The organism is Undibacterium sp. SXout7W (assembly GCF_049339385.1).
Classification (GTDB): Bacteria; Pseudomonadota; Gammaproteobacteria; order Burkholderiales; family Burkholderiaceae_D; genus Undibacterium.
The window spans coordinates 265,419-290,697 of record NZ_JBMPPF010000001.1 but is presented as its reverse complement, the minus strand read 5'-3'; the positions used below and the strand labels follow the sequence as shown (position 1 = coordinate 290,697).

The following is a 25,279-nucleotide window of genomic DNA, read 5'->3' as shown; positions in this document are numbered from 1 at the left end:
TTCTGTAGCAGATCAATAGCGCTATTGTAGGCAAGCAACGGCGCGGGATGTGGATCTATATCAATAATCCGTCGCCGCCATTGGCGTCAGAAATGTGTCAAAAATCCATGATCAATGATACATCCATATGCCGCCCCGGCTGCGTATACGCGTCTGTCACGACTGAACTGGCGGCCAACCCCTGCACATCTGACCAGTTCCAGTATTTTTTGTTGGTCAGATTACGGATACTGGCGTTGATACGCAGATTTTTCTGCACCCGCCATTGCCCAGACAAATCCAGCGTCAACGCCGACGGGATGGTGAACTGGGCAACACGTGGTGGTGTTGCCGGTTTGGGCAGGTAAGGACTATCCAGATCAGTTGCCATTTTGGCGTCCTGATGTAATGCCAGCAAACGTACATCCCAGTCGTGTCGGGCATAGCTGATACCGATGCTGATTTTGGCCGGATCAATCGCATTGAGCGGCAAACCCGTGCTGTCGTCGCTGCCATGTGTGATGCCATACGAAAACGGTGTACTGACTTTGCCACCGGCAAATTCGCCCCACTGCATACTGCCCTTGATCTCAAAGCCACTGATCGTCGCCTTGTCCACATTCACCGTCTGGAAAATCGCCGGATCACCGATAATGCCTTTGCCGCCCAAAGGTTTTTTATCAATAATCAAATTGTCATACTTACCTTTGAATACCGCGACATCCAGACTGAGTCTGTCGAGCATGGCACGAATACCAATCTCCACATTCCTGCTTTTTTCAGGTTTCAGATCTGGGTTGGATAATAAAACGGCAGGTACGGTCGTGCTATCGAATACACCGTTGATCTGCTGGGCATTCGGCGCACGGAAGCCGCCGGCATAATGCGCAAACAGATTCCAGTCCGGCGTCAGGCGATACACTGCACCCAGCTTGGGTGACACAGCAGAACCCGATAAAGATTTGGCGGGTGTCTTGGCCGGTGGCGCAAATCCAGCCTGACTGCTGACATCAAGATCGAAACGGTCAAACCGGACACCTGGTGTAATAATCCATTGACCGATAAACATTTCGCTTTGCAAATACACAGCCTGACTGGAATCGCGGGTATCAGGAAAATATTTTCTCGGAACAAAATCAACATTGCCAGGATCAACGCCATCGAACATGTTACTGATATCTGCACGTGCCAGATCGATACCGTAACTGAGTCGTTGCGACCACGATGGTGACATCGTCCATAATTTATCTGCCTGAATATTCAGTTGCCAGCTACGTTCACCATAGCTGACATCACGTATCCGATCTGCCAATGCATTGCGGTGCGTGACTCCATATTCACGTGACTGGGTATCCTGAAAACTCACAGAGGTTTGCAGATGATCGGCATACGGTACAGCAAGCGTATAACGGTCGGTGAGCAAGATACGGTCACGCGTCATCTTCTTGCTGGCGTTTTCGCCACTGACCGCCGACGCTGACGTATAGGGCAATTTGGCGCGGCTGGAGAGCAATTCATCGTCACTCTCTTTATCGACATGCTCCAGCGTCAATACATGCTTTTGACGTGCATCAGGTTGAAATACGAGTTTCGCCAATAGCGATTGTCCATGATCGGTATGTGGATTGGGAGTCGTTCTGTCGATATTGGCAAGATTATCATTGCCCATGTTTTGCATGGCGCCAGCATGATTGGCACTGATACTGAGCAAGCCTTCGAGTTGTGGCGTGATGCGGCTTGCCAGCGTGGTACCGAGCGTAAAATTTTTGTTATCGCCGTTATAGGCGAATGAAAGTTTGCCACCAACATTACGCTTTGCCTCTCCCTGGCGTCCCAGAATATCGGCAGGTTCCAGCGTAATAAAGTTGACCAGTCCTGCGAGCCCATCGGAGCCATACAACACCGATGCCGGGCCTCGTACAATTTCTACCTGACGGATCAGATCCAGCGACAGGGAATCGCGGCCAAACGCATTACTGCCGTTGATATAGCTGCGTGGCAAACGAACTCCATCAATCAGCATCAATACGCGATTACCATCTTGTCCGCGAATATTGAACCCTGCATTGTCGTCGCGCCCGGTCGCATTGCCAACACCGGTCACCGTAAAGCGGGCGGGCGCACGTTTGACAGACACATTCGGCAGGTTTTTCGCCAGATCATGAATATCGGCGATATTGCCGCTATCAAGCTGATCACGGCTGATGACATCCATCGACAATGGCAAATTTTCGATGAACTGTTCATAGCGAGCACCGCTGATCACGACAATCTGGGCTGGCAGTGCAGCCAGCAGTATTGGCGCCTTCGGTGCTGTTGGTACTGTTGGTGCTTCTGAAGTGGTTAAAACTACTGGTGCCGGTATCTCTCGATTACTGGTCTGTGCCAGTACAGAATTGCTGCCGGCACAGATCAGAGCGATCAATACACTGAGTCTGCGGGGTGATGGAAAAAACGGAGTAAATAAACCAGTAGGCGTTTTCATGAACAATCCGGCGAAGAAGAAATAACGTCAGTCTAAACACTGACATCAGATGGTCAATACGCATTCTGGCTAGCGAACTAGCCTGTTGGAACTAGGCGCGAGCGCCCTTTACCTCATTGAGCATTCCAGAACCTGCGCATGTTTTCTGCCGTATCAGAACTCTTGAAGGTGCATATCACTTCACCACCATGCTGCATGATATTTTTGCAGATGCCTGATTGATGTTGAATAAGGTTGAATGAGGTTGAATAAGGTTGAATAAGGTTGAACGGGTAGTATTGATTCGGCGCTATATTTCCGACGATATGCGTCCGTCAATGCACGGATTGCCTTTACTCATCCCGACTCCACCGCTGCTTGCACATGCATCAGGCTGATTATCCAAGCTGACTAACCCGGCTGACCATCAGCGCGGGCGCGCAAATAAACAGGGAGCATTTGTGCCACCCAGAGCAGTAACAGCAGCAGCCATAAACTGGCCGACCATGTCAGTAGCTGCGGCAAAGCCCACACACTGGCGATCACGCGCAGCAAAGCCGCCAGATGCAATCCCAGATACAGTGCCCACAATCCGTTGCTCGCCTGCAAAGGGCGTCCGCTGTGACCGTACGTCACACGGCTGACAAATCCCACCAGCATGGTGCCCATAAATCCCAGACCCAGCGCATGAATGGCTGCCGAGCCCATCTCCATTCCCAGTGCAGTCAACGCCTGTAAGCCAAATACGATACTGAGCCAGGCAAAAGATAAATGCAGCATGGCCAGCAAGCGATTCTGCAAGCAGCGGAACAGTCCCCAGCGCCACGAGGTATACGCAAAGCTAAGGCACAGAGTACTCGCCGCGAATACCTCCAGCAGCCAGATACCCAGGCTGCCCGCCAACGCCAGCAGATAGCAGGCCGCCAGCCACAACGCCAGCAACCAGCTTGGACGCCATGCGGTGTAAGGCACCAGTACATTGCTGCTGAAGAATGGCAACATGCGATGGCAAACGGTCAAAAACACGGGCAGCAGAAAGCCGAAAAACGCCAGTTGCCGCGCAACACCCCAGGCGGCATGCCATCCCATACTCCAGAGTACGGCACAGCCTAACGCCGCTGCGCCGCCACACATGGCAACGGCGATTCCGAGTGCATGCTTTTTATCGCCGGAACGACTCTGGCGCACCAGACTTCCCCAGCGCCAGGTAACTGCCAGCCAGGCACTCAGCATCAGGGCAAAACCGGATGTACGTAAAGGTAACCAGCCCAGCATAGATGCCAGCAACACCAGCAACAGACCGCAAAAATAAGTTCCGCCATGGAGTAAGAAATCATGGTCGTCAGCCTCTACACCCAGCCAGCGCGGCCCGGCCGTAAAAGTAAAACCGAGGATAAATAATGGAAACACACCTAGCGGCATGATGAGCGCATGCAAAGGCACGGCTAATGTACGGCCGCTTTGCAAGTACAGCCACCACCACGAAAACAGCACCAGCAGCGACAATGCTCCCAGAAAAAAATACAGGCGGTGAGGTGCGAGTGTCAGACGTTTCATGATGGTTTACCTGGTCAATGAGGAGTGCAGATGCTGTATATGCCCAAACGGCTTAAAATATACACCCCGGAGTATTGTTTTTCCCCGCTTTAAATCTATAGTCGACAGCGCAATTTGAGTAAAATTGAGGGGGAGTATGTCTTTTTCCATCAAAATCACTGTCTTTACTGTCGTCGTTATCATGAATGTCATCGCAACATTGTCATGACAATCGCTTCGATGTCTGCGATCGATATTGAAACAACACGCAAACGATAATCCACTCTTCTCCGGCGAATACGCAACTCAGCCTCAACTCAGATTCAGCGCATATTCAACACACATGCAGCCAGTGTTATGTCACCGCATTTCCGGCAATGTCTGGTGTCAGGCTTTTTGCAATTTCTGCAAACCCAGCAACACCACTTCCCACACCTGTGCGACTTCGCTGTCTGTCGCATCGTTATGAAAACGTTTGCTGGCGCCTTCGCGGTTCAACACCAGATGCTGATCCGCCACCACACCGGCTTGTTGCAGACAGGCCTGCACACATGCCAGAGCACATCCATCCAGCGCCAGTATGGGGCGCCCTGACTGTGCTAACCGGACCAACGAGGTCACGCCACCGCCCACGCCACTAATACACGACATCTGCGCCATACCTTCACGATCCAGCCTGATCGCACAATCGTTCGCCAACTGGGCGACACTGGAGCAGCCGGAACAGGCATACACCAGCGGCAATAGCGTCGCAGACGTCATGCCGGAGGTGGGCGTGGAAGACATCAGGTGGTTCCTAACTTCTCAGCCATATGGCGCAACCACGCAGGTCGCTCAGTGGCATCAATCCAATATTTAACGGCGACACCGAGTTCCGTATCGCCCTCCATTTTCAGACGACGACGGAAAAATAAGGTATCGGCATCTTCCATACCAGAAGCGAGCTTAAAAAAGTCCATCGCACTCGCCGCCAACCGCACATCCGGCATCTGCGCCTTTGCCTGATACTGCGGTTTGAATATTCCCTGATGACAGACAAAAGACAAATCCAGCCCGAGGTCTTCAATGTGCATCAGAAATGTTTTTCCATACAGCGTTTCGGGTGCCGTAAGCCATTGACGACGGCGTGCCACTTCCAGCATCAGGAGCAAAGGTGAGCTGGCGACTGGCGCTGGCAATAAGCGTCCCAATCTGGACACTGGCGCAGGGAAACGAAAATCCGATAAATTCATGATGCAGTATCCTGAGGCTGAGAACCAATCACATCCTGCCATTGCATACCCGGTTCGGCACGCCAATAGCCATTGCTGCGGCTGGCATGTTCCGGCAAATAATCAGGCACGACCCTGGCATTGCCGCCGACCCGGCGAGCGGCGTCAAATTCGGCAATGATGTCAAACATATGACTGGATTGCGGCTGCAAGCGGACGATATCGACGCCCAGCGTCTGCAGTTCCGGTAATTGCGCGCCCAGATCAAGGCAAGTTGAACTCTGGGTCTGGATACCGTTAATGGTCAAAAAATCTTTACCATCGCGTGTTGCCAACCCCAGACCATCCGGGTATATACCGCAGCGGAATTCGCAATTATCTTTGGTCAGACGATGATGCCGCGCCGTAAAACAACGCGAAGAAAATGCCAGCGCCATACGCCCCCAGACCTGTACCTCGGTCTGCATGCCAACAGGCCGCGTCTGTTGCAATGCCGCCAGATCATCACGTGCCAGCTCTATCGGTGGTGAAAAACGGCAAGCACCCAATTCAGACAGCCAGGCTAACGTACCATCGTGATACACATTCAGGTGTGGCCCAGCCACGAATGGTTGCCCCTGCATGGCTCTGACCGCGCTGAAATCATTTGCTTCAACCAGCACGCCCTCCGCTCCCGCCTTGTCAATCATCCGATGCATATTGCGGCGATCTGCTTCGCTGTCGATCAGCGTCATGCTGGACATGACAACTTCTTTGCCTGCATCTCGTAATTCCAGTGCCAGTGCCAGCCAATCATCGAGCTTCATCACATGCCGGCGCGAGCAGACTACTTCGCCGAGATACACAATATCCACCTGCGATTGCATGGCTGTGCGATAAAAATCGAGTGTGGTTTCTTTCGTCCAGTAATATGCCAGTGGCGCCAGAGAAATTTTTAATAGATTCATCATTTACTCCGGCTCATTTCCAGGGACGCTCAAATGCGCCTTGCGTCACTTGCGCACCTTCGGCATGACGGGCCAGCGTGGTCTGCCAATCAGATCGGGCCGAATAGCGCTCGGGATCGCGTTGCGCCGCATCCAGCGCAGCCCGCAAAGTAGCCACCACTTGCGACACATACACCGGGCTGCGCTGACGCCCTTCTATTTTGATCGCTGCCACGCCCATGTTGACCAGCTTAGGCAATAATCCAATCGCATTCAGACTGGTTGGCTCTTCCAGTGCATAGTCAGTTTCACCTGCCACATCGAAACGGCCTTTACAGAGAGTCGGATAACCCGCTGCTTCATCCGGTCCGTAACGATCAATCAGTGTGCCACTTAAGCGGGCATACAAAGTGCTGTCCTTTTCTTCCCAACTCACTGCATGGGCTGGCGAACAGACACCTTTATTATTCGGTGAGTCTCCGGTGACATAGCTCGACAACAGGCAACGCCCTTCGGCCATCACGCATAAACTGCCAAAGCCAAACACTTCGATTTCTACGCTCGTCTGACGGATAATTTTTTCAATTTCCGATAAGGTCAGCACTCGCGGCAATACGGCACGACGGATGTGAAATTGCTCACGCATCAATTCAATCGCATCCAGCGTCGTGGCAGAACCCTGTACAGACAAATGCAAACGCAGATCGGGATAACGGTCACGGGCATAGGCCATCAGCCCGGGATCGGCCAGAATAACGGCATCGGCACCCATCGTCACGGCAGTATCAATCGCGGCCCGCCACTCTGCTACCGCTCTGGCTTGCGGATAGGTATTAATCGCAAACAGCACTTGCCTGCCGCGCGTATGAGCATATTCCACGCCCTGATGAATATCGTGTTCAGTAAAATTCAAACCGCCAAAATTACGGGCATTGGTCGCATTGCGCAAGCCCAGATAAACAGCGTTAGCTCCTTTGTCCACAGCCGCTTTGAGAGCGACCAGACTACCGGCAGGAGCAACCAGATCAAGTGATTTCATGGAGAGGAAAGCCTGTTCTACAAATGACAGTGCCATGATGCTAACGAGATTTTTATGGTGGGTCTTTGTCCTGAGTCAAAGGAAATCCAGTCAATGAACTTCTGTCCGATTCCTTGACGAGGATCATCCCATCACGTGATTCCACTCTCGTTGGTCACGCACTTTTGCCTCAGTTCATCATTGCCGATCCAAGCTGATAAGACTTCAATGCATCAGGGCAATCAATCTGGATCACCGAGCCAGATACTTTGATGAGTTGCTCATCCGTCAGCTGGTGCAATACTCTGGATAAGGTTTCCGGCGACAGATTCAGTAAAGACGCCACCAGATTTTTTTTCAGCTCCAGCCGGATTTCGTTGGAGCGCTGTAGCAAGGATATCTGCAGCAGATAATCGATCACTCTCTGCGTCGCATTTTGTAATGAATAACGCTCTACGTTCTGGATAAAACCAAGTAAGCGATACGATAACCCTGACATCATCTGACGCGCCATCAGAGGAGAATTTTCCAGTAGTCGCAACAAAGAATTTTTAGGAATCTTGAGCAGTAAGGTATTTTCCAGCGCCTCTGCATAAAACGGATAAGGCTCCTCCAGAAACATCATGGCTTCACCGAAACACTGGCCGGGACGTATCAGTTCCAGCAATTTGTCGTTTCCCTGAGAGGACGGAATACTGAGCTTGATCAGCCCATAGACCACGATATACGTCCCTTCCGCCACATCCCCTTTGCGGAACAACATCAGACCTTTATCCAGCTCCATCTTGATCACTTCTCGCTGCAATAACTCCAGCTCAAATGGTGAGATGTGCCGGAACAAAGACTGATTCAGTAATAAGCCACCGAGATTAAGCTTGGTCATGACAGATCTCCTGCAGATGAATTGATAGAGATCAAGTGTAGGAGAGATAGTGCGTGACGACCATACGCCAGAAGGACTAGAACATCGGTGCAAATGGACAAGAAATCATGAAGCCATGTTGCCTTCAGAAGAGCTTTGCCTCAGTCCTGATTAAAAAAGCCCGTTTGTAGCGAATACGAACGGGCTTTGGATTTGCAGTGCTGTTTCTGCATTCCAATCATTGAAATACATGCTGGCGCTCATGAGCGCGACAGACGGCCACGTGAGTGACGGGAGAGTATCGCTCGGGCAGCGTGGAAACCATGCCCAGGCGTCATCAGCGCGACGGAAGAAATTTGGATGCCGCTGGTCGCTGTCTGGCTGAAGTGATTTTTGCAGCACGATGCGCAGTATTCGGCGTGACCGACACCGGTACATCCAGTTTGAAGATACTGATGACGCGAACCAGATTTTGCGCCTGATCATGCATAGACTGTGCAGCCGCAGCTGCCTGCTCCACCAGCGCCATGTTTTGCTGGGTGACTTCGTCCATCTGACCGATGGCCTGATTCACCTGTTCTATACCGTGGCTTTGTTCACTGCTGGCATTCGTGATTTCACCCATGATGCACGCCACGTTAGCGATACTGTTAACGACATCATGCATCGTCGTTCCTGCATCGGCAACCAGATGGCTGCCTTTATCCACGTTCGACACAGACTCATCTATCAATGCTTTGATCTCTTTTGCCGCCGACGCTGAACGCTGTGCCAGATTGCGCACTTCACTGGCAACAACCGCAAACCCACGCCCCTGCTCACCCGCTCTGGCGGCTTCCACAGCCGCATTCAGGGCCAGAATATTGGTCTGGAATGCAATGCCATCAATGACGCTGATAATATCGACGATTTTTTTAGACGAAGCCGTAATCATCTCCATGGTGGTAATCACTTCGGTCACCACGGCACCGCCTTTTTCTGCCACTTGCGAAGCCTCAATCGCGAGCTGATTGGCAGTTCTGGCATATTGATCATTTTGCTTGACTGTCGCCGTCAGCTCCTCCATTGCCGATGCAGTTTCCTGCAAGGAACTGGCCTGGTCTTCGGTACGTGAGGACAAATCCATATTACCGGCAGCAATCTGTTCCGAGGCAGTCGCAATCGTCTCGCTCCCGCGATTTACTTCACCAATAACAGTCGCCAGCTGATCGCGCATCATCTTCATCGCATGCAGTAAGCTAGAATCGTCATTATCTCCGGTGACGATCTCTGTTGATAAATCACCAGCGGCAATGCTGCGAACGACTCTGGCTGCATATTCTGGCTCGCCACCTAATTGACGCATGATACGGATGATCACCAGATAACCAAAAATTCCTCCCAACAATCCCAATCCCAGAATCGTTCCAGACAGCACAAATTGATGAGTCCGTAACTGCGAGGCCCGTTGCTCCAGCAATCGGCTAAGTTCTTCAAACAACATTTCATCCAGCTTGAACTGGGCATTAATTACTGCCGTGATTTTTGTAAAATACTCGGTCGAGGAATACTCAGGCTGCTCTGTAGTCCCGATTTCTTTTTTCGCCAGGGCCAGTATGTCGTTGGTGGTTTGCAATACCAGCGTACTTTGCTGATTCACCTTTTCTTTAAATTCTGGCGTTGTAATCGCTTTATCCAACGCATTCTTCAGTGAATCAAAATGATCATTCGCCTTGTCTGTCAGTGACATGATATCCACCCGCTGTTCCGGCGATGATGTTTTGGCGGCAAGAATCGCCGTTCCTCTGGCACGCAGACGCCCCAGCGTTTCGGTCAGAGTTGGCATCTGCATCAATGCAGCATCGACCAGATAAAAACTATTGGTTTCCGGGTCCAGATTCAGCAAAAAGTAATCCAGAACCAGATCATTAATTTTCAGTAATTTAGAGATCAAGGCGGTATGCGCCTGATTACTGGCTTTGGGATCTAACTGAGCCTGCGATACTTTAGCGCCGAGTTCTTTCCATTCTGTTTTGTATTCACCCCAGGAGGCCAACAGTACAGTGGCTTTGGCATGTGCTTTCAAGAGCGTATCAAGCGTAGTGACCGCCTGCTCCACTTCTGTCATTTTGGCGCTGCGTTCGGAAGCGGAAGCCGCATTTCCGGACAATAATAAGGCCGACAAACCGCGATGCTGCTGCGTCAGCTGCAATAATTTCAACAATTGATGCGATGGCGCGATACCTTGCACTTCCATTCTGGCAACATTAATCGTCTTATTCGTTTCCTGTATATAGAGGCCAAAAGGCAGCATGACCATGAACATGCCGAAAACAGCGAGTATGGAAAACTTCTTCCATATTGCAAGACGATTGATCACATCATTCATACTGACCTCAGATAACAAGTGGTGTCTGACAACGCGATGCGGATACGCGCGTGACCGGAAATTGGCGAAAAAAATACTTTCGCGGCGAGTGAATCATTCAACTTTTTTTGAACATATGAAATATCGGATAATTGACGATCATTTACCTTTGCAATGATCACTGTGTTGATCCATGTCGGGCGAGAGTGTAAATCGACTCATCAAAAATGCCTATCCGTAAAAAGACCTAGTTCTATGCTTAGGTTTTGCTGAGGTTTTGCTGAGGTTTGGTCTAATTTATGGCGTGGTATTCAGCTCAATTTTCGTCTCAGTTTGCTACTTTTCGTTAATAGCTAATTAGTAGCAGCAAAAAACATGCCGTAGCTGATTCATTATGGGTATGTATTTGATATATATCTTCTCAGCGATGAATAATGCCGCTGCCATGTGCAGGGAGCGACATACGGAATAGGAATAACTCAGCATTTCCTATTCAATTTCTATACTTTACCGGAATCATCGTTCAGTCAAATACTGACGGGCAGCCTGAGCTGGGCAGGACATGTTGTACCAAAAAAGTACAATTAAATGCAAATAGCGAAAGCGATGCAGAGAAATACAAAAAATGAAATCGAATGTATCGCTTACTTATCCAGACCGTGTTCAACTGCGTACACCGCAATTTGCACACGGCTGGTCAGATTCAGTTTTTTGAGAATATTCTGTACATGGATTTTGACCGTACTTTCGGCTACATCCAAATGACGGGCGATTTCTTTATTGCTTTCACCGCGCGCCAGGCACACCATGGTTTCGCGCTCTCTGGGGGTGAGTTTTTCACGCTCTGGCGTGCTGCTGACATTATTCCCCGCACGGAATTGCATGACCAGCTTGGCCGTCATGGAATCGGCAATCACGGCTTCACCTGCGGCAGCACGTTTGATCGCCTGAGTCAGATAATCGGCCTCGATATTTTTTAACAGATAGCCACGCGCTCCATTTCTTAGCGCCGTGGTCAGATCTTCTGCTTCTTCTGATACCGTCAGCATCAGCACTGCTGTATCGGGCAAATCTTCGACGATCAACTGCATCGCTTCCAGGCCGGACAGGCCAGCCATATTCAGATCCATCAGCACAACATCTGGTCGCAATTGTTTCGCACGTTTCACACCTTCCAGACCATCGGCAGCTTCTCCAACAATCTCAAATTCCGGATTACGTTGCAACAGTAATCGGATACCACTGCGAAACAGGGTGTGATCGTCGACCAGAAGTATTTTAATTGTCATGCAATTCCTTTTTGTAATGCGAAGCTGTTGGCAGATCGTCAGACTGATTCAGATTAACTCAGGCAACCAGTCGTTCTTCTCTTGGCAAATGCAGGGAAATCGTTGTTCCATGACCTGGTGTGCTGGCAATATCGAGTTGCGCCGACAAACGCTGCGCTCTTTCGTACATGATGCGCAAACCGACATGTGCTTCTGATTTTTGTTCGGCTTCCTGCATGGAAAATCCATTACCATCATCCGTCACCGTCAAGGAAAAGTCACGCGTATTATCAACCCTGACCCTGACGGAATGCGCCTGTGCATGTTTTCTGATATTCGATAATGCTTCCTGCAAAATAAACAGTACCTGTAATTGCTGTTCGGGTGCCAGCGGCGCACCACTGCCCACAATCTCAATCTCGCCATGCACGCTACTCTGGCGTTCAAACTTTGCCAGCACGTTCCGCATTTCAGATTCCAGATTGCTGTCTTGCAGACGCGTGCGGAAATTCAGCAGCAATTCACGCACATCTTCATAGCTTTCTTCCACACCGGCACGCAACAGAGGCACGATATCGGCGATTTCCTGCATTTGCTGCCGCTTCATTGAATCTTCCAGCATTTGTACCTGCAAATTCAGAAAATTCAGCCCTTGCGCAATACTGTCATGCAAACCCTGCGCCAACAGATTACGCTCCTGTGATACGGCAAATTCTTTCTCGCGAGCGATCAATCGCTGGTTTTCTATTGCGATACCAAGATTTTGTCCCAGAGTTTCGAGCAAGCGACATTCTTCTCCGGTCACACTGCGCTCTTTATCAAAATGCAGAGAAAAAGTGCCTATCACTTGTTGTCTGGCGACGATCTGAAATACCGCAATCGAAAAAAATCCCTCATCCTGGCAGCGGTAAATTTTTTGCTGATTCAGTTGCCTGAAATCTTTTACAAGCACGACACCTTGCGTGACTGCAGAACCACACAAACAGTCATCTTTTTTGATGCAATGCTCTTCTTCTATCATCTGTTCAGAAATGCCTTCATGCACCGTAATATGCATGTTGTCATTCACGACATCCAGAATACGTACGGTACCACCTTCGGCCTGTATGCGTTGCATAATACGATGCAAAAATCCCCGACAGAGTTCTTCTATCGGATGCTGACCAGCCAGAAATGCGGCGATCTCATACAAGGTACTGACTTCATGGTTCTGCGCCTGTAATTTTTGCGTTTTATCCATCACGCGCTGTTCCAGCGTACGCTGCGCGCTTTGAACGTGGTCTGCCATTTTATTGAAGGCGAGTGCCAGCACACCAAACTCATCTTCGGTCTCTACCGGCAAACGCACACTGAGATCGTCTTCACTCATGCGCGCAATCCCGGCCTGCATACGATTGACGGGACCGATAATCCAAAGATACAGCAGATACAGCATGGCAATGCTGGCTGCCAACGACATAAAAATCAGTATGGTCTGGCACAGGCGTAACCAGGTTGTCTTGCCTGCCAGCTCCACTTCCACCATTGACACCAGTCGATTGATGTCATCAACAAAAGGCGGCAAAGCCTCACGGAATTTAGTCACAGCAGCGATGCGTCGCTGCGCATCCTGCTCATGCAAGGCTGTCACGGCATCTTTCTGCATATGCTCTTGCCAGCCTTTTTGCACCTTCTGCATCTGCACCATGATGTCTGTATTGGCGGGCAAAAACAGGGGGCGCTTGGCATCGCCGCTATTCAGATCGGCGATGGTGCTGTTGAACTGCTCAAGTTCAGTTTCGATTTCCTGCCGCTGCTGTGCGTGCTCCAATGTGAGTGCCAGACGAAATGAACGCATACGCAAACTACCAGCCTCGTTGATGGCAGCTGCACCACCTTCCAGTTGCCACGAGAGCAGCAAGGTATAGCCGATCGCGATCAACGTCATACTCAGACCAATGATCGTCGTCATCAATATCCGGAAGGTAATGCTTTTACTCACCGGCAAGAGTGCGGGATTGCTCATCAGTAGATGCTTTGGTCGGATAAAAACATAGTGTAATCCTTTACAGAGCAGGACTTACGCAAAACTGTTCCAGCAAGGCATGGCGACGAAGGCAGTACGTGCTGTACAAAGTTTCGTACAATAAGGAGCCATAACGCCGCTGGGGCGGTTTTGCGTAAGTCCTGTAGAGTATTCATTTGATGAGACTGACAATCAAGACTCCGGATGTGCAACACCCAGTGGGCACACCATAGGCAAAAAACTGTCTGATCGTTCAGAATAAGCCAGTAAAGCGCCCTGACTCATATCGAAATACCAGCCATGCAAAGCAATTTCACCACGCTCTTCTCTTTCTGATATCCACGGGAAGCTGCGCAAATTATTTAATGACATGATGATCGCACCAAGCTCACAGGCACGATTTTGTTCGGCTTCAGAGTATGTGCCTAATTGCTGTAAAACTTGCTGTTTGACAGGCTCAACGATTTTCATCCAGCGGCCGATAAAATCAATCTTGCGGCTGGGTTTATATCCCTGCATCAATGCGCGGATACCTCCGCATTTTTCGTGTCCCATGACAATCACACGCTGTACATTCAGCGCTTCGACGGCAAACTGTATCGCTGCACTGACGCCATGTTGTTGCGCCGATTCGTTACAAGGCGGCACCAGATTGGCGACATTGCGCACCACGAAAATATCACCGGGATCACAATCCAGCAGCAGCGCTGGATCAACACGGGAATCGCAACAGCCGATTAACAAAGTCGTTGGATTCTGACCATGATTCAACTTGGAATAGAGGGCATCCTCACCACTGAAATATTTGCTCTGAAATCGTTGAAAACCCTCGATAAATTGATGAATGTTTCTGACTTCCATAAAACTCTCCGATTGATGCTCTGTTCAACCTCCGGTTTGCGACATAAAGCGGATAATTTTATGTCGCTGCGAATTGAACTCATGACGTTCAGGCTTCAATTCTATCGCATTCCGAATGGCCGATTCCAACTCAGCATCGCTGACACCCGCTCTCAGCAAGGGTCTCAACTCAAACTTCTCCTCCTGACCAAGGCACATATACAGTGTGCCATCCACTGACATTCGCACGCGGTTACAGGTGGCACAAAAGTGCTGACTGATCGGAGAAATAAAACCAATAGTCCCTTTTCTGTCTGCGGTGCTCCAGTATCGTGCAGGACCGCCTCCCAGCTCTTCGGCCGCTGGCGTGAGCTGGAATGCCTTGACCAGTTCATCACGGATTGGACCAATATCCATATACTGGCTGTTACGTCCGGTATCGCCCATCGGCATGGCTTCGATCAGACGCAAAATAAAACCCTCATCAAAACAGAATTGCGCCATCCGCATGATTTCATGGTCGTTAACGCCGCGCATCACCACCATATTCAGCTTGACCGGAGAAAATCCAGCCTGTTTTCCTGCTTGAAGGCCAGCCATGATGCTGGAAAAACTGTCCCGGCCTGTGATTTTTTCCATGCAGGCTTTGTCCAGACTATCCAGACTCACATTGATGCGACGCACACCTGCTGCATACAAAGCCTGTGCGTGTTTATGCAGTTGTGTTGCGTTGGTCGATAAAGAAATATCCCTGACACCGGGCAATACCGCCAGTTGCGACACCAGTTGCGGTAAATGTCTGCGCAATAAAGGTTCGCCACCAGTCAGGCGTACCCGCCCAACACCCATACGCGCAAACGCGGCGACAACACGTGTTATTTCATCAAAACGCAACCAGTTTTCTGGCTCTTCAAAACCAGAAAATCCTTTAGGCATACAGTAACTGCAGCGAAGATCGCAACGATCCGTCACTGATAAACGCAGATAGCTGATGCGACGACCAAACCTGTCCGTCAGCGAAGGCTGCATCTGGTGTGCGGATAAAAGGGCGGCGGGAGTTTCCATTGCTGCATTGTGGCTGTTCATCACCAGCAATACAATTCGCCGCCAAGCCAGATATACCTAGTTCGTTTGGGGGATATCCAGTGCGGTACGGGTGAGAAACAAAGAACGTAACTCTTTGCGATAACGCAACAACGTCAGTAATAGAAGACTCCCCATATAAGCCTGGGACATGGCAAAGACTATACCCGCTATCGGTGCGAACATTGCTGGCGCAACCGGCAGCACTAGTAACAGACACAATGCCGATAACACGAGCCACGCTTGCCAACGCAAACGTTGTGGCGGTAATACTGCCTGCATGGTTGGAACGCGACGACCGGACGGAATCTGGCGACGCAAATGGAGAAACACCAAAAATGGAATAATTTTTCCCAGCATGGCATTGACAGGTAAAACCGCACCGCCAACCAAACTGAGCACACCTATCCACCAAGGCATGCAGGCAGTCAACGACTGCGGCAAATATGTTGGGAAATATGCCGATGTGACAGACATCAACATCGTCATGGCAGCAGCCAGCAACCAACTACAGGTACTGACCAGCCACATGATCCATGCCGGATCAAAGCGACGCTTGGCGCGCCACAATGCACGTAGCGCCAGTAAACCAAAACCCCACATCAACAGACAGGCACAGGACAATGCTGCGAGCCATAGTGATGGCAGCGACGCGAAACATAAAGGGAACAGAAAGATCGCCGGCAAACTGCGCTGCCACCTTGCATCCGGACGCCGGGTTTGCCAGAACATAGGAACCACTGTTGAGGCAACCCCCGCTACCAGTGCTGCAATCCAGCCGTATAGTCCCCATGCAACATGCAAATTCAGCACCGACATCAGATCGATATGCCACCAGCCGACAAGATTACCTGCGAGGGTGACACCGAATGCAATCACCGCAGCAAATGCGATCGGAATATAGCGCAAGGTACGTGTTGTCGCATCAGTCACCGTGATACGCCAGGCAGTTGTTGCCAGCGCCAGTATGACCGCCCCATACAACATTACGGCCAGTACGGCGGCCAGTATAAAACCCAGGCGCTGACCTTTCAAAAAACCAATGGCCAGCCCTGACGCGATCAATGCAGACCCCAGTGCGACAAATGGCGCAATCCATCGTGCTGCTCTCACTGTCTGTCCGGCAACCACGGGCATCAGCTGAAATAAAGCGCCAATCATCACTGGCGTCAGCATCCCCAGCACCAGCACATGTGTCAGTGCCAGTGTTAACGGAGAAAAACGATCCGGCAAACCGGATAAGGAGGTCGATAAAGGAACGAATACCAGCAATAATCCAGCAACCATTCCTAGCCACGGTGCCGGTAACAAACAACCGAACACCGTCGCCGGCGAAGGCGCCAGTTCATAGTTAAGGATATTGTTCGCTGCCAAGGCTAGTGTGTCAGCTGTAAAATTTATACCGTCTCCAGCTTGGCGGCTTCCGCGCAAGAACAGGCACCGCCACATCCTCCCATGCCCAGTACGGACATCAGATGCGGTATGCTGCCGCCACACATTGGATACAGGATATTTTCTTCTTTGACATTGTGCTGTTGTATCAGCACATTCAACGTATCGATCGCGGCCAACGCTTCATCAATCTGTTCCGCCTCAATCGCCGCATATGCTTCATCGCGCAACTGACGGATATCTGCATGCTCGCTACGCATCACGACGGTCGGGCCGTTACTCATTCCTGTGGCTTTTTCAAAGGCAGGAAACAGACGATCTTCTTCCAGCATGAAATGATGATCCAGCTGCTCACTGAACAATCTGAAATTGCGCCCGGCAGACGGCATATCTCGTCGATGTAACGCTGCCTCCACACGATTTAACTGCTCGTCACATTCCATGTGCTGACGAACCATTTCTTTCATTGCTTGTGACATGATGTTATTCCCTCCAGAAAACGGTGTTGATCGCCCGGATTGTCATTGGCAGTTGATGTTAGTCAGTGACAATCCGAACCCTGATACCCAATGCTACAGCCGCCGTTGTGCTTACTGTTGTTATTACTGTTACAGCTACTGTACTAACGACTTGATACCTGCTCCATTCCTACTGATTTTTCCTGCTATTGCACCAGCGGACTATCTGCACCTGGCATATCAATACCGGAAATACTGGCGCGTCCAACCAGTAATTGCAGATATTGACGCACTGCATGATCGTGACTGGCTTGATGCATCGCTGCTGCAATACGTGACTCAATTTCGTCAAAAGGCAACAAACGCCCCTCCACCTTGCGTCCCAACTGGATGATATGCAAACCAAACCGGGTTTCTACCAGTTGCGGAATAATGCTGTTGGGTTCTGCTGCAAATAGCGCGCGCTCAAATTCAGGTACAGTTGCTCCGCGTCCTATCTGCCCCAGACTACCGCCGACTTCGCTGGAAGGACAATTCGAATTGGCCTTTGCGCACTCGGCAAACAGGGCAGGGTTTTCCTGTACATCTGCCAGCACAACGGCAGCATGCTTGCGCAAGGCATCCAGATCTACTCCTGGTGTCACCTGAAATAAAATGTGACTGGCTTCGGCCAATTCACCCACCGTAAAACGATCCGGATAAGCCTGATACTGACGCAGACACTCATCGCGACCGGGCACCGGAACCTTGACTTCTTGTTGTAACAAGGCGTCTACCAGCGCATCTTCATCCTGATTTCCATCGTCGTGCTGCAAACCCAGCTGACGTGCTTCATCCAGTAAAACACGTCGTAATACCAGCGCGGTCATTGCGCTTTTCATCGCATCAGGTGCATCCTGATGCGCAGGTAATTCGCGCTCCATGTCGGCATCGGTCAGCTCATATCCATTGATTATCACTGGCATGTTATTCTCCACAATCCTTCAACGTGATTGGCATGCTTCTGATTGCCAATCACTCTCGTCATCCCAATCACCCAACTCACATTCATCACATCCACGACTGATCAGCGAGGACGAACCAGCTGCCATGCGCGGCTGAGGTATGTCACCGAAGCAAAACCACTCCAGACATGTACCAGACGTGTCAATGGAAAAATCACGAACAGGCTCAGTCCCATGAACAGGTGCAACTTGAACAGCAGCGGTGCAGCAACGATGAATTCAGCAGCATCGCCACGGAAAGTCACGATATGCTGCGCCCATGTCATCAGCAATACCATCATGTGACCATCGCTGTGATTGGCAGATTCGGCGATGGTAGATAAACCCAGACCCAGTGTCAGGAAAATCCACAACAACAATACCTTGTCGCCCGTTTTAGTTACCGCAGCAATACGTGCATCTGTCAGGCGACGATGTAACAGTATCAGCAAACCGGACATGCACAAGGTACCGAATACACCGCCGGCCACCATCGCAATCATCTGTTTGACACTGTGGGTAATACCCAGCGTGTCCCAGACGATCACTGGCGTCAGCAAACCAACCAGATGCCCGAAAAATAATCCGAGGATACCTAAGTGAAACAGAATATTCCCTGTACGCAAATTGCCGGTATGCAGCATCTGCGAGGAATCACTTTTCCAGGTGTATTGTTCTCGTTCAAAACGCGCCAGACTACCGAACAGAAAAATCGCCAGTGCGATATACGGATAAATTCCGTAAATAAATTGATGCAGATAAGTCATGATCATCTCCCTGTTGAACGTGGTATTTAGCGTGGTACTGCAACACCACTAACAGCACCTGGCTGCTTAGGATAAAAATGCAGAGGCTGTGTCGCCGACAGATTCGGCTTTAACAATGGTTCGACACCATCCGCGCCAGGGCCAAAGGTTTCCATGGCATCATCCATATCCCGTACCGGTGGCTCACCCTGCTCTTGTGGAACCACATCCGTCAGCGTGGTGAGTAACAAAAACAGATTGCTATAAGGACTGCCATTGCGTTGCAGTCGCATGCCAATCGCTGCAAGGACGTGGATTGCCTCGCCCAGTAATTTTTCAGACGTCGCTTCGTCCATCAGACTCAGAAACTCCAGAAACAACGGTACGTAATCAGGTAATTCACTGGCCTCTGGCTCAAAGCCATGCGAACGGTATTCCTCAATCAAATCCACCATTGCCTGTCCACGATCGCGGCTCTCGCCATGTATGTGTTCGAACAAGTGCAATGACAGTGAATGAGTACGGTCAAAAGTACTGACATAGTTTTCTTGCAGCGTGATCAGATCATTCGATTGAAGATACGTCAGCAAAGTGTGCAAAGGCGCCAGAAACTCTTCTCCTTCTGCTGTTTCCAGAGCTTGTGTAATTTCAGGCAAAGCTGCAATCAGTTCCGGCTGGGGATAACTGAGCAATGCCGACAGAATGCGATAAATTTGCATACGATTTCCTTTCATGCAGAGTGTGCACTGCACACTCTGTCTGGTTATTCCGTGGTGGAAAGTTTTTTGCGTGATTTCGGCATATCGACAAAAATCACACTACCCTGTGGCTTCTTGCCAAACAATGCGCCATCTGACGTTCCACCCGAACAACCATTGCCAAAAGTAAATCCGCAACTACCTTTTTCATTGAAACTGTCCTCTACCATTTCCTTATGCGAAGATGGGATCACGAAGCGGTCTTCGTAGTTCGCAATCGCCATGGTCTGATACATATCTTCGACCTGCTCTGCCGTCAGCCCCACTTGTTTGAGCACAGCCTCATCGCGCAATCCATGCACAACTTCAGAACGTTTGTAAGCACGCATCGCCAGCATTCTGTCGAGTGCTTTGAGCACAGGTTCTTCTTTACCCGCTGTCAATAAATTCGCCAGATAACGGACAGGAATCCGCAAGGACTTCACGTCGGGAATAATGCCGTTCATACCCATATGACCTGCTTCTGCGGCTTTTTGAATAGGCGACAGTGGCGGCACATACCAAACCATCGGCAGCGTGCGATATTCAGGATGCAGCGGGAACGCAATTTTCCATTCCATCGCCATTTTATAAACAGGAGATTTCTGGGCTGACTGTATCCAGCTCTCAGGAATACCATGCTTGCGTGCCTCTGCAATCACGGCAGGATCATGCGGATTCAGGAAGCAACCGAGCTGTGCCTCATACAAATCCTGCTCATCAGCGACTGATGCAGCGGCCTCTATCTTGTCGGCGTCATACAATAAAACACCCAGATACCGGATACGGCCTACGCAGGTTTCTGAACAGACAGTCGGCTGGCCTGCTTCAATCCGTGGATAGCAGAAAGTACATTTTTCTGCCTTGCCAGAACTCCAGTTATAGTAAATTTTTTTGTAAGGGCAACCAGAAATACACATGCGCCAGCCACGACACTTATCCTGATCGACTAATACGATACCGTCGTCTTCACGTTTATAAATCGAACCGGAAGGGCAGGAAGCCACGCAAGCCGGATTCAGACAGTGTTCGCACAAACGTGGCAAATACATCATGAAGGTGGATTCAAAGGTGCTGTACATCTCTTTTTGAATACCTTCGAACAAAGCATCTTTGCTACGGGCGCTGAATTCACCGCCCAGATCATCTTCCCAGTTTGGGCCCCAGACGATCTTGTCCATTTTTTTGCCGGTGATGACAGAAACGGGACGCGCAGTGGGTGGCGTCTGCAGTAATGGCGCATTCTGCAAATGTTCGTAATCGAATGTAAATGGCTCGTAATAATCGTCTATCGACGGTAAATTAGGATTAGCAAAAATATTTGCCAAGATACGCAGCTTGCCGCCTTGCTTAGGCTCCAGCTTGCCCGCGTCGTTACGATGCCAGCCACCCTTCCATTTCTTCTGGTTTTCCCACTCTTTCGGATAACCGATACCGGGCTTGGTTTCGACGTTATTGAACCATGCGTATTCGACGCCGTCACGACTGGTCCAGACATTTTTACAAGTCACGGAACAGGTGTGGCAACCAATACATTTATCCAGATTCAGCACCATGCCTACTTGTGCACGAATTTTCATGATGCTGACTCCTCTTCCAGTTTGCCTTCTAACCAATCTACTTTTTTCATCTTACGTAACACCACAAATTCATCCCGGTTGCTACCGACCGTACCGTAATAGTTAAAGCCGTATGCCAACTGAGCATAGCCACCAATCATGTGTGTCGGTTTCAACACTGCGCGGGTCACTGAATTATGAATACCGCCACGTTTGCCGCTGAGTTCAGCACCTGGTGTATTCACGATTTTTTCCTGAGCGTGATACATCAGACACATGCCTTTCGGTACACGCTGACTAACGACAACACGGGCAGTCAAGGTACCGTTGCTGTTGAAGACTTCCACCCAATCGTTATCCACCAGACCGGCTTCTTTTGCTTCTGTTTCCGATACCCATACGTGCGGACCACCACGAGAAAGCGTCAACATCCGCAGATTGTCTGAGTAAGTGGAATGAATACCCCACTTCTGATGCGGCGTGATGAAGTTCAACACGATTTCTTTTTCACCATTCGGTGACTTGTTCAGCATCGGTGCGACTGTCTTGGTATCAATTGCCGGTTTATAGACGCACAGTCCTTCACCGAAATCCAGCATCCAGCGATGATCCTGATAAAACTGCTGGCGACCGGTCAGCGTGCGCCAAGGAATGTATTCATGCACATTGGTGTAACCAGCGTTGTAGCTGACTTCTTCCGATTCCAGACCTGACCAAGTTGGTGCAGAAATGATCTTGCGTGGTTGTGCCTGTACATCGCGGAAACGGATCTTGTCATGCTCACGGCCCACGGCCAGATGCGTATGATCACGTCCCGTAATTTTGCCCAGCGCTTCCCACGCTTTGACTGAGACATGACCGTTAGTTTCCGGTGCAAAGGTCAGAATCATTTCGCAGGCATCAATCGCTGTTTCCAGACGTGGACGACCTTTGGATACGCCGTCTTCTGTCACGACTTTGGTGATACCACCAATCTCATGCACTTCATGTTCGGTATTCCAGTTGATGCCCTTACCGCCATTGCCGAACTTATCGAGCAAAGGACCGATCGACGTAAATTTTTTGTAGATATCTTTGTAATTGCGTTCGACCACAATAAAGCTAGGCGCAGTTTTTCCTGGAATCAGATCGCACTCGCCTTTTTTCCAGTCTTTTGGTTCAAACGCCTGACCAAGCTCGCCTGGTGTGTCGTGCATCAGCGGCTGCAACACGATGTCTTTGCGGGTACCCAAATAATCGCCACCGATTTCGGTAAATTTTTTGGCGATGCCTTTATAGATTTCCCAGTCAGTTTTACTTTCCCACAAAGGCTGTACCGCTTCACTCAATGGATGAATGAATGGGTGCATATCGGAAGTGTTCAAATCATCTTTTTCATACCATGTTGCTGTTGGCAACACGATGTCGCCATACAGACAAGTGGTACTCATACGGAAATCGAGCACAGTGAGTAAATCGAGCTTACCTTCTGCGGCTTCTGCACGGAATTTTACTTCGGAAGGCTTGATGGCCTCATCAGGATCATCAAACAAAGCATTCTGCGTACCCAATAAATATTTCAGAAAATATTCGTGGCCTTTACCGGAACTTCCCAGAATATTCGAACGCCAGACAAACATATTGCGCGGGAAATTTTTTGGATTATCCGGATCATCACAACTCATATTGATACTGCCGGATTTCAGTCCGTTTTTCAGGTATTCCTGTGGTTCCTGACCTGCCGCAGCAGCGGCATCACAAACATCCAGCGGATTGGTTTCGAGTTGCGGCACAGATGGCAACCAGCCCAGACGTTCAGACTTGGCATTCATATCAATCATGCTCATGTGACTTATTTTGGATTTATCTGCTGTCGGAGCAAGAATTTCATCCATCGCCAGTTTTTCATGACGCCATTGGCTGGTGTGTGCGTAGAAGAAACTGGTGCCATTCATCTGGCGTGGAGGACGAGTCCAGTCGCTGGCAAATGCCAATGGTGCCCAACCAAACTGTGGACGCAGTTTTTCCTGCCCCACATAATGTGCCCAGCCACCACCCGACTTACCAACACAGCCGCACATCATCAGCATATTGATGATGCCGCGATAAATCATATCGTTGTGGTACCAGTGATTCAGCGCAGCGCCAACGATCACCATGCTCTTGCCTTGTGTGTCATGGGCATTTTGCGCAAATTCGCGCGCCACCTGAATCACCAGATCACGTTTGACACTGGTATGTTTTTCCTGCCATGCCGGAGTATAAGGAACATCATCGTCATACGATGTTGCAACCGCACCACCAAGCCCCTGATCAACACCGTAATTTGCCATCGACAAATCATAAACCGTCGCTACCAGCGCAATACTGCCGTCGGCTAGGGTGATTCGTTTTGCTGGTAAGTTACGCAACAGCATGTCGTTGGCATCGGTTCCGCCAAAATAACTGAACCCGACGCTGACCACTTCATCATGCTTGCCGATCAGACTCAGTTGTGGATCAATTTCACGACCTGAATGACCATCTTTGGATTCCAGATTCCAGCGACCAACTTTAGCGCCATCATCAAATTTTCCTTCCCCCCAACGATATCCAATTGAACCGTTTGGCGAAATAATTTCGCCTGTCAGTTCATCAATCGCCAAAGTTTTCCAATCAGGATTGTTGGCTTCATTCAGATTGCCCGGCAACTGTGATGCGCGTAACATCTGATCTGGCACATAGGAACCGTTTCGCTCCACCAGTCGTACCAGCATAGGCATGTCGGTATATTGTTTGACATAGCTGCGGAAGTAATCAGACTTGCCGTTCAGATGGAATTCTTTGAGGATCACATGGCCCATCGCCATAGCCAAAGCCGCATCCGTACCTTGCTTAGGCGCCATCCAGATATCGCCAAACTTGACCATCTCACCGAAGTCAGAAGACACAGCAACGGTCTTGGTACCTTTGTAGCGTACCTCTGTGTAGAAGTGGGCGTCTGGTGTACGTGTTTGAGGTACGTTCGAGCCCCAGACCATCAGGTAAGTGGAGTTGTACCAATCAGCAGATTCAGGTACGTCAGTCTGTTCACCCCATACTTGCGGGCTGGCTGGTGGCAAATCGCAGTACCAGTCGTAGAAAGACAAGCAAGCGCCACCGATCAATGACAGGTAACGTGCACCAGCAGCGTAAGACACCATCGACATCGCAGGAATTGGTGAGAAACCAACCACGCGGTCTGGACCGAATTTTTTGACAGTAAAAGCATTCGCCGCAGCAATGATTTCTTGCGCAGTATCCCAATCAGCACGTACAAAGCCACCAAGGCCACGTACGGATTTATAACGCTTGGCTTTCACCGGATCCTGGCTGATGGATTCCCATGCCTGAATCGGACCCATGGTTTTACGGGCTTCTTGCCACATTTCCATCAGACGACCGCGGATCATCGGGTATTTGACGCGTTGCGCTGAATACACATACCAGCTATACGAAGCACCGCGTGGGCAACCGCGTGGTTCATGGTTAGGCAGATCAGGGCGAGTACGTGGATAATCAGTCTGCTGGGTTTCCCAGGTAATCAGGCCATTCTTGACATAGACCTTCCACGAACAAGAGCCCGTGCAATTCACGCCATGTGTTGAGCGCACGATTTTGTCGTGCTGCCAGCGGCTGCGGTATGCGTTCTCCCATTTGCGGTCTTCTTCCACCACAGCACCATGACCGTCGGAGAAGGTAGACTTCACCCGCGACATGAACTTCAATCTATCCAGAAAATGACTCATCGTAAACTCCATATCAGGTGAGCGAAGTGCCCACGTCATCGATTTGTTCTATATGAGGAGTGTATGAATTTATGCGTCAGACGAACATTCTTCGGTGCGATAGAAAATCGTCTGCATTG

Annotated in this window: 19 protein-coding genes; all 19 read right to left on the bottom strand. The window is 50.1% G+C overall.

Going from position 1 to position 25,279, the window contains the following annotated elements; all coding sequences use genetic code 11:
- Positions 1 to 97: 97 nt before the first annotated feature.
- The 19 genes from ACO0LB_RS01280 to ACO0LB_RS01190 all read right to left on the bottom strand — a co-directional run bounded on the left by ACO0LB_RS01280 (position 98) and on the right by ACO0LB_RS01190 (position 25,160).
- Entirely contained in the window at positions 98 to 2,464 is a 2,367-nt protein-coding gene (locus ACO0LB_RS01280) for a TonB-dependent hemoglobin/transferrin/lactoferrin family receptor (protein ID WP_423045686.1), read from the bottom strand.
- A 390-nt stretch (positions 2,465 to 2,854) separates the two neighbouring features.
- Positions 2,855 to 4,000: an NnrS family protein gene (locus ACO0LB_RS01275; RefSeq protein WP_423045684.1), complete on the bottom strand. Its 1,146-nt coding sequence runs from the start codon at positions 3,998 to 4,000 to the stop codon at positions 2,855 to 2,857.
- Between the two features lie 366 nt (positions 4,001 to 4,366).
- Complete coding sequence (locus ACO0LB_RS01270) at positions 4,367 to 4,765, bottom strand: putative zinc-binding protein (RefSeq protein WP_423045683.1); 399 nt, start codon at positions 4,763 to 4,765, stop codon at positions 4,367 to 4,369.
- A complete protein-coding gene (ubiT, locus tag ACO0LB_RS01265) occupies positions 4,765 to 5,211 on the bottom strand; it encodes a ubiquinone anaerobic biosynthesis accessory factor UbiT (protein ID WP_423045682.1) in 447 nt (148 codons plus the stop codon). The genes ACO0LB_RS01270 and ubiT overlap by 1 nt, the downstream gene beginning before the upstream one ends.
- Positions 5,208 to 6,140, bottom strand: coding sequence for a ubiquinone anaerobic biosynthesis protein UbiV (gene ubiV, locus ACO0LB_RS01260; protein ID WP_423045680.1), 933 nt, complete (start codon positions 6,138 to 6,140; stop codon positions 5,208 to 5,210). The genes ubiT and ubiV overlap by 4 nt, the downstream gene beginning before the upstream one ends.
- Before the next feature lie 10 nt (positions 6,141 to 6,150).
- Positions 6,151 to 7,191: a ubiquinone anaerobic biosynthesis protein UbiU gene (gene ubiU / locus ACO0LB_RS01255; RefSeq protein WP_423045679.1), complete on the bottom strand. Its 1,041-nt coding sequence runs from the start codon at positions 7,189 to 7,191 to the stop codon at positions 6,151 to 6,153.
- 133 nt (positions 7,192 to 7,324) lie between these two features.
- Positions 7,325 to 8,017, bottom strand: a complete 693-nt coding sequence (locus tag ACO0LB_RS01250) for a Crp/Fnr family transcriptional regulator (RefSeq protein WP_423045677.1) — start codon at positions 8,015 to 8,017, stop codon at positions 7,325 to 7,327.
- Positions 8,018 to 8,333: 316 nt separating this feature from the next.
- Complete coding sequence (locus ACO0LB_RS01245) at positions 8,334 to 10,364, bottom strand: methyl-accepting chemotaxis protein (RefSeq protein ID WP_423045675.1); 2,031 nt, start codon at positions 10,362 to 10,364, stop codon at positions 8,334 to 8,336.
- A gap of 623 nt (positions 10,365 to 10,987) precedes the next feature.
- Positions 10,988 to 11,632: a response regulator gene (locus tag ACO0LB_RS01240; protein ID WP_423045674.1), complete on the bottom strand. Its 645-nt coding sequence runs from the start codon at positions 11,630 to 11,632 to the stop codon at positions 10,988 to 10,990.
- 58 nt (positions 11,633 to 11,690) lie between these two features.
- Positions 11,691 to 13,616 (bottom strand): type IV pili methyl-accepting chemotaxis transducer N-terminal domain-containing protein, encoded by a 1,926-nt coding sequence (locus tag ACO0LB_RS01235; protein ID WP_423045672.1) that lies wholly within the window; start codon positions 13,614 to 13,616, stop codon positions 11,691 to 11,693.
- A gap of 192 nt (positions 13,617 to 13,808) precedes the next feature.
- The gene (locus ACO0LB_RS01230) at positions 13,809 to 14,477 is read right to left on the bottom strand and encodes a carbonic anhydrase (protein WP_423045671.1); all 669 of its coding nucleotides are present in this window, start codon (positions 14,475 to 14,477) and stop codon (positions 13,809 to 13,811) included.
- A 24-nt stretch (positions 14,478 to 14,501) separates the two neighbouring features.
- Positions 14,502 to 15,485 (bottom strand): GTP 3',8-cyclase MoaA, encoded by a 984-nt coding sequence (gene moaA, locus ACO0LB_RS01225; protein WP_423046126.1) that lies wholly within the window; start codon positions 15,483 to 15,485, stop codon positions 14,502 to 14,504.
- Between the two features lie 93 nt (positions 15,486 to 15,578).
- Positions 15,579 to 16,913: a hypothetical protein gene (locus ACO0LB_RS01220; RefSeq protein ID WP_423045669.1), complete on the bottom strand. Its 1,335-nt coding sequence runs from the start codon at positions 16,911 to 16,913 to the stop codon at positions 15,579 to 15,581.
- 23 nt (positions 16,914 to 16,936) lie between these two features.
- Positions 16,937 to 17,410, bottom strand: a complete 474-nt coding sequence (locus ACO0LB_RS01215) for a hemerythrin domain-containing protein (RefSeq protein WP_423045667.1) — start codon at positions 17,408 to 17,410, stop codon at positions 16,937 to 16,939.
- Positions 17,411 to 17,595: 185 nt separating this feature from the next.
- On the bottom strand, positions 17,596 to 18,354 hold the full coding sequence (locus tag ACO0LB_RS01210; RefSeq protein WP_423045666.1) for a peptidylprolyl isomerase: 759 nt from the start codon (positions 18,352 to 18,354) through the stop codon (positions 17,596 to 17,598).
- A 101-nt stretch (positions 18,355 to 18,455) separates the two neighbouring features.
- Complete coding sequence (gene narI / locus ACO0LB_RS01205) at positions 18,456 to 19,139, bottom strand: respiratory nitrate reductase subunit gamma (RefSeq protein ID WP_423045665.1); 684 nt, start codon at positions 19,137 to 19,139, stop codon at positions 18,456 to 18,458.
- A 26-nt stretch (positions 19,140 to 19,165) separates the two neighbouring features.
- Positions 19,166 to 19,837 (bottom strand): nitrate reductase molybdenum cofactor assembly chaperone, encoded by a 672-nt coding sequence (gene narJ / locus ACO0LB_RS01200; protein WP_423045663.1) that lies wholly within the window; start codon positions 19,835 to 19,837, stop codon positions 19,166 to 19,168.
- Positions 19,838 to 19,881: 44 nt separating this feature from the next.
- Complete coding sequence (gene narH, locus ACO0LB_RS01195) at positions 19,882 to 21,435, bottom strand: nitrate reductase subunit beta (RefSeq protein WP_423045661.1); 1,554 nt, start codon at positions 21,433 to 21,435, stop codon at positions 19,882 to 19,884.
- Entirely contained in the window at positions 21,432 to 25,160 is a 3,729-nt protein-coding gene (locus ACO0LB_RS01190) for a nitrate reductase subunit alpha (protein ID WP_423045659.1), read from the bottom strand. Before ACO0LB_RS01190 ends, narH begins: the two co-directional genes overlap by 4 nt.
- Positions 25,161 to 25,279: the final 119 nt, after the last annotated feature.

Excerpts from the sequence above, each read along its gene's own strand:
- ACO0LB_RS01280 (WP_423045686.1), bottom strand. The coding sequence starts at position 2,464 with ATGAAAACGCCTACTGGTTTATTTACTCCGTTTTTTCCATCACCCCGC.
- ACO0LB_RS01275 (WP_423045684.1), bottom strand. The coding sequence starts at position 4,000 with ATGAAACGTCTGACACTCGCACCTCACCGCCTGTATTTTTTTCTGGGA.
- ACO0LB_RS01270 (WP_423045683.1), bottom strand. The coding sequence starts at position 4,765 with ATGTCTTCCACGCCCACCTCCGGCATGACGTCTGCGACGCTATTGCCG.
- ubiT (WP_423045682.1), bottom strand. The coding sequence starts at position 5,211 with ATGAATTTATCGGATTTTCGTTTCCCTGCGCCAGTGTCCAGATTGGGA.
- ubiV (WP_423045680.1), bottom strand. The coding sequence starts at position 6,140 with ATGATGAATCTATTAAAAATTTCTCTGGCGCCACTGGCATATTACTGG.
- ubiU (WP_423045679.1), bottom strand. The coding sequence starts at position 7,191 with ATGGCACTGTCATTTGTAGAACAGGCTTTCCTCTCCATGAAATCACTT.
- ACO0LB_RS01250 (WP_423045677.1), bottom strand. The coding sequence starts at position 8,017 with ATGACCAAGCTTAATCTCGGTGGCTTATTACTGAATCAGTCTTTGTTC.
- ACO0LB_RS01245 (WP_423045675.1), bottom strand. The coding sequence starts at position 10,364 with ATGAATGATGTGATCAATCGTCTTGCAATATGGAAGAAGTTTTCCATA.
- ACO0LB_RS01240 (WP_423045674.1), bottom strand. The coding sequence starts at position 11,632 with ATGACAATTAAAATACTTCTGGTCGACGATCACACCCTGTTTCGCAGT.
- ACO0LB_RS01235 (WP_423045672.1), bottom strand. The coding sequence starts at position 13,616 with ATGAGCAATCCCGCACTCTTGCCGGTGAGTAAAAGCATTACCTTCCGG.
- ACO0LB_RS01230 (WP_423045671.1), bottom strand. The coding sequence starts at position 14,477 with ATGGAAGTCAGAAACATTCATCAATTTATCGAGGGTTTTCAACGATTT.
- moaA (WP_423046126.1), bottom strand. The coding sequence starts at position 15,485 with ATGCAGCCTTCGCTGACGGACAGGTTTGGTCGTCGCATCAGCTATCTG.
- ACO0LB_RS01215 (WP_423045667.1), bottom strand. The coding sequence starts at position 17,410 with ATGTCACAAGCAATGAAAGAAATGGTTCGTCAGCACATGGAATGTGAC.
- ACO0LB_RS01210 (WP_423045666.1), bottom strand. The coding sequence starts at position 18,354 with ATGCCAGTGATAATCAATGGATATGAGCTGACCGATGCCGACATGGAG.
- narI (WP_423045665.1), bottom strand. The coding sequence starts at position 19,139 with ATGACTTATCTGCATCAATTTATTTACGGAATTTATCCGTATATCGCA.
- narJ (WP_423045663.1), bottom strand. The coding sequence starts at position 19,837 with ATGCAAATTTATCGCATTCTGTCGGCATTGCTCAGTTATCCCCAGCCG.
- narH (WP_423045661.1), bottom strand. The coding sequence starts at position 21,435 with ATGAAAATTCGTGCACAAGTAGGCATGGTGCTGAATCTGGATAAATGT.
- ACO0LB_RS01190 (WP_423045659.1), bottom strand. The coding sequence starts at position 25,160 with ATGAGTCATTTTCTGGATAGATTGAAGTTCATGTCGCGGGTGAAGTCT.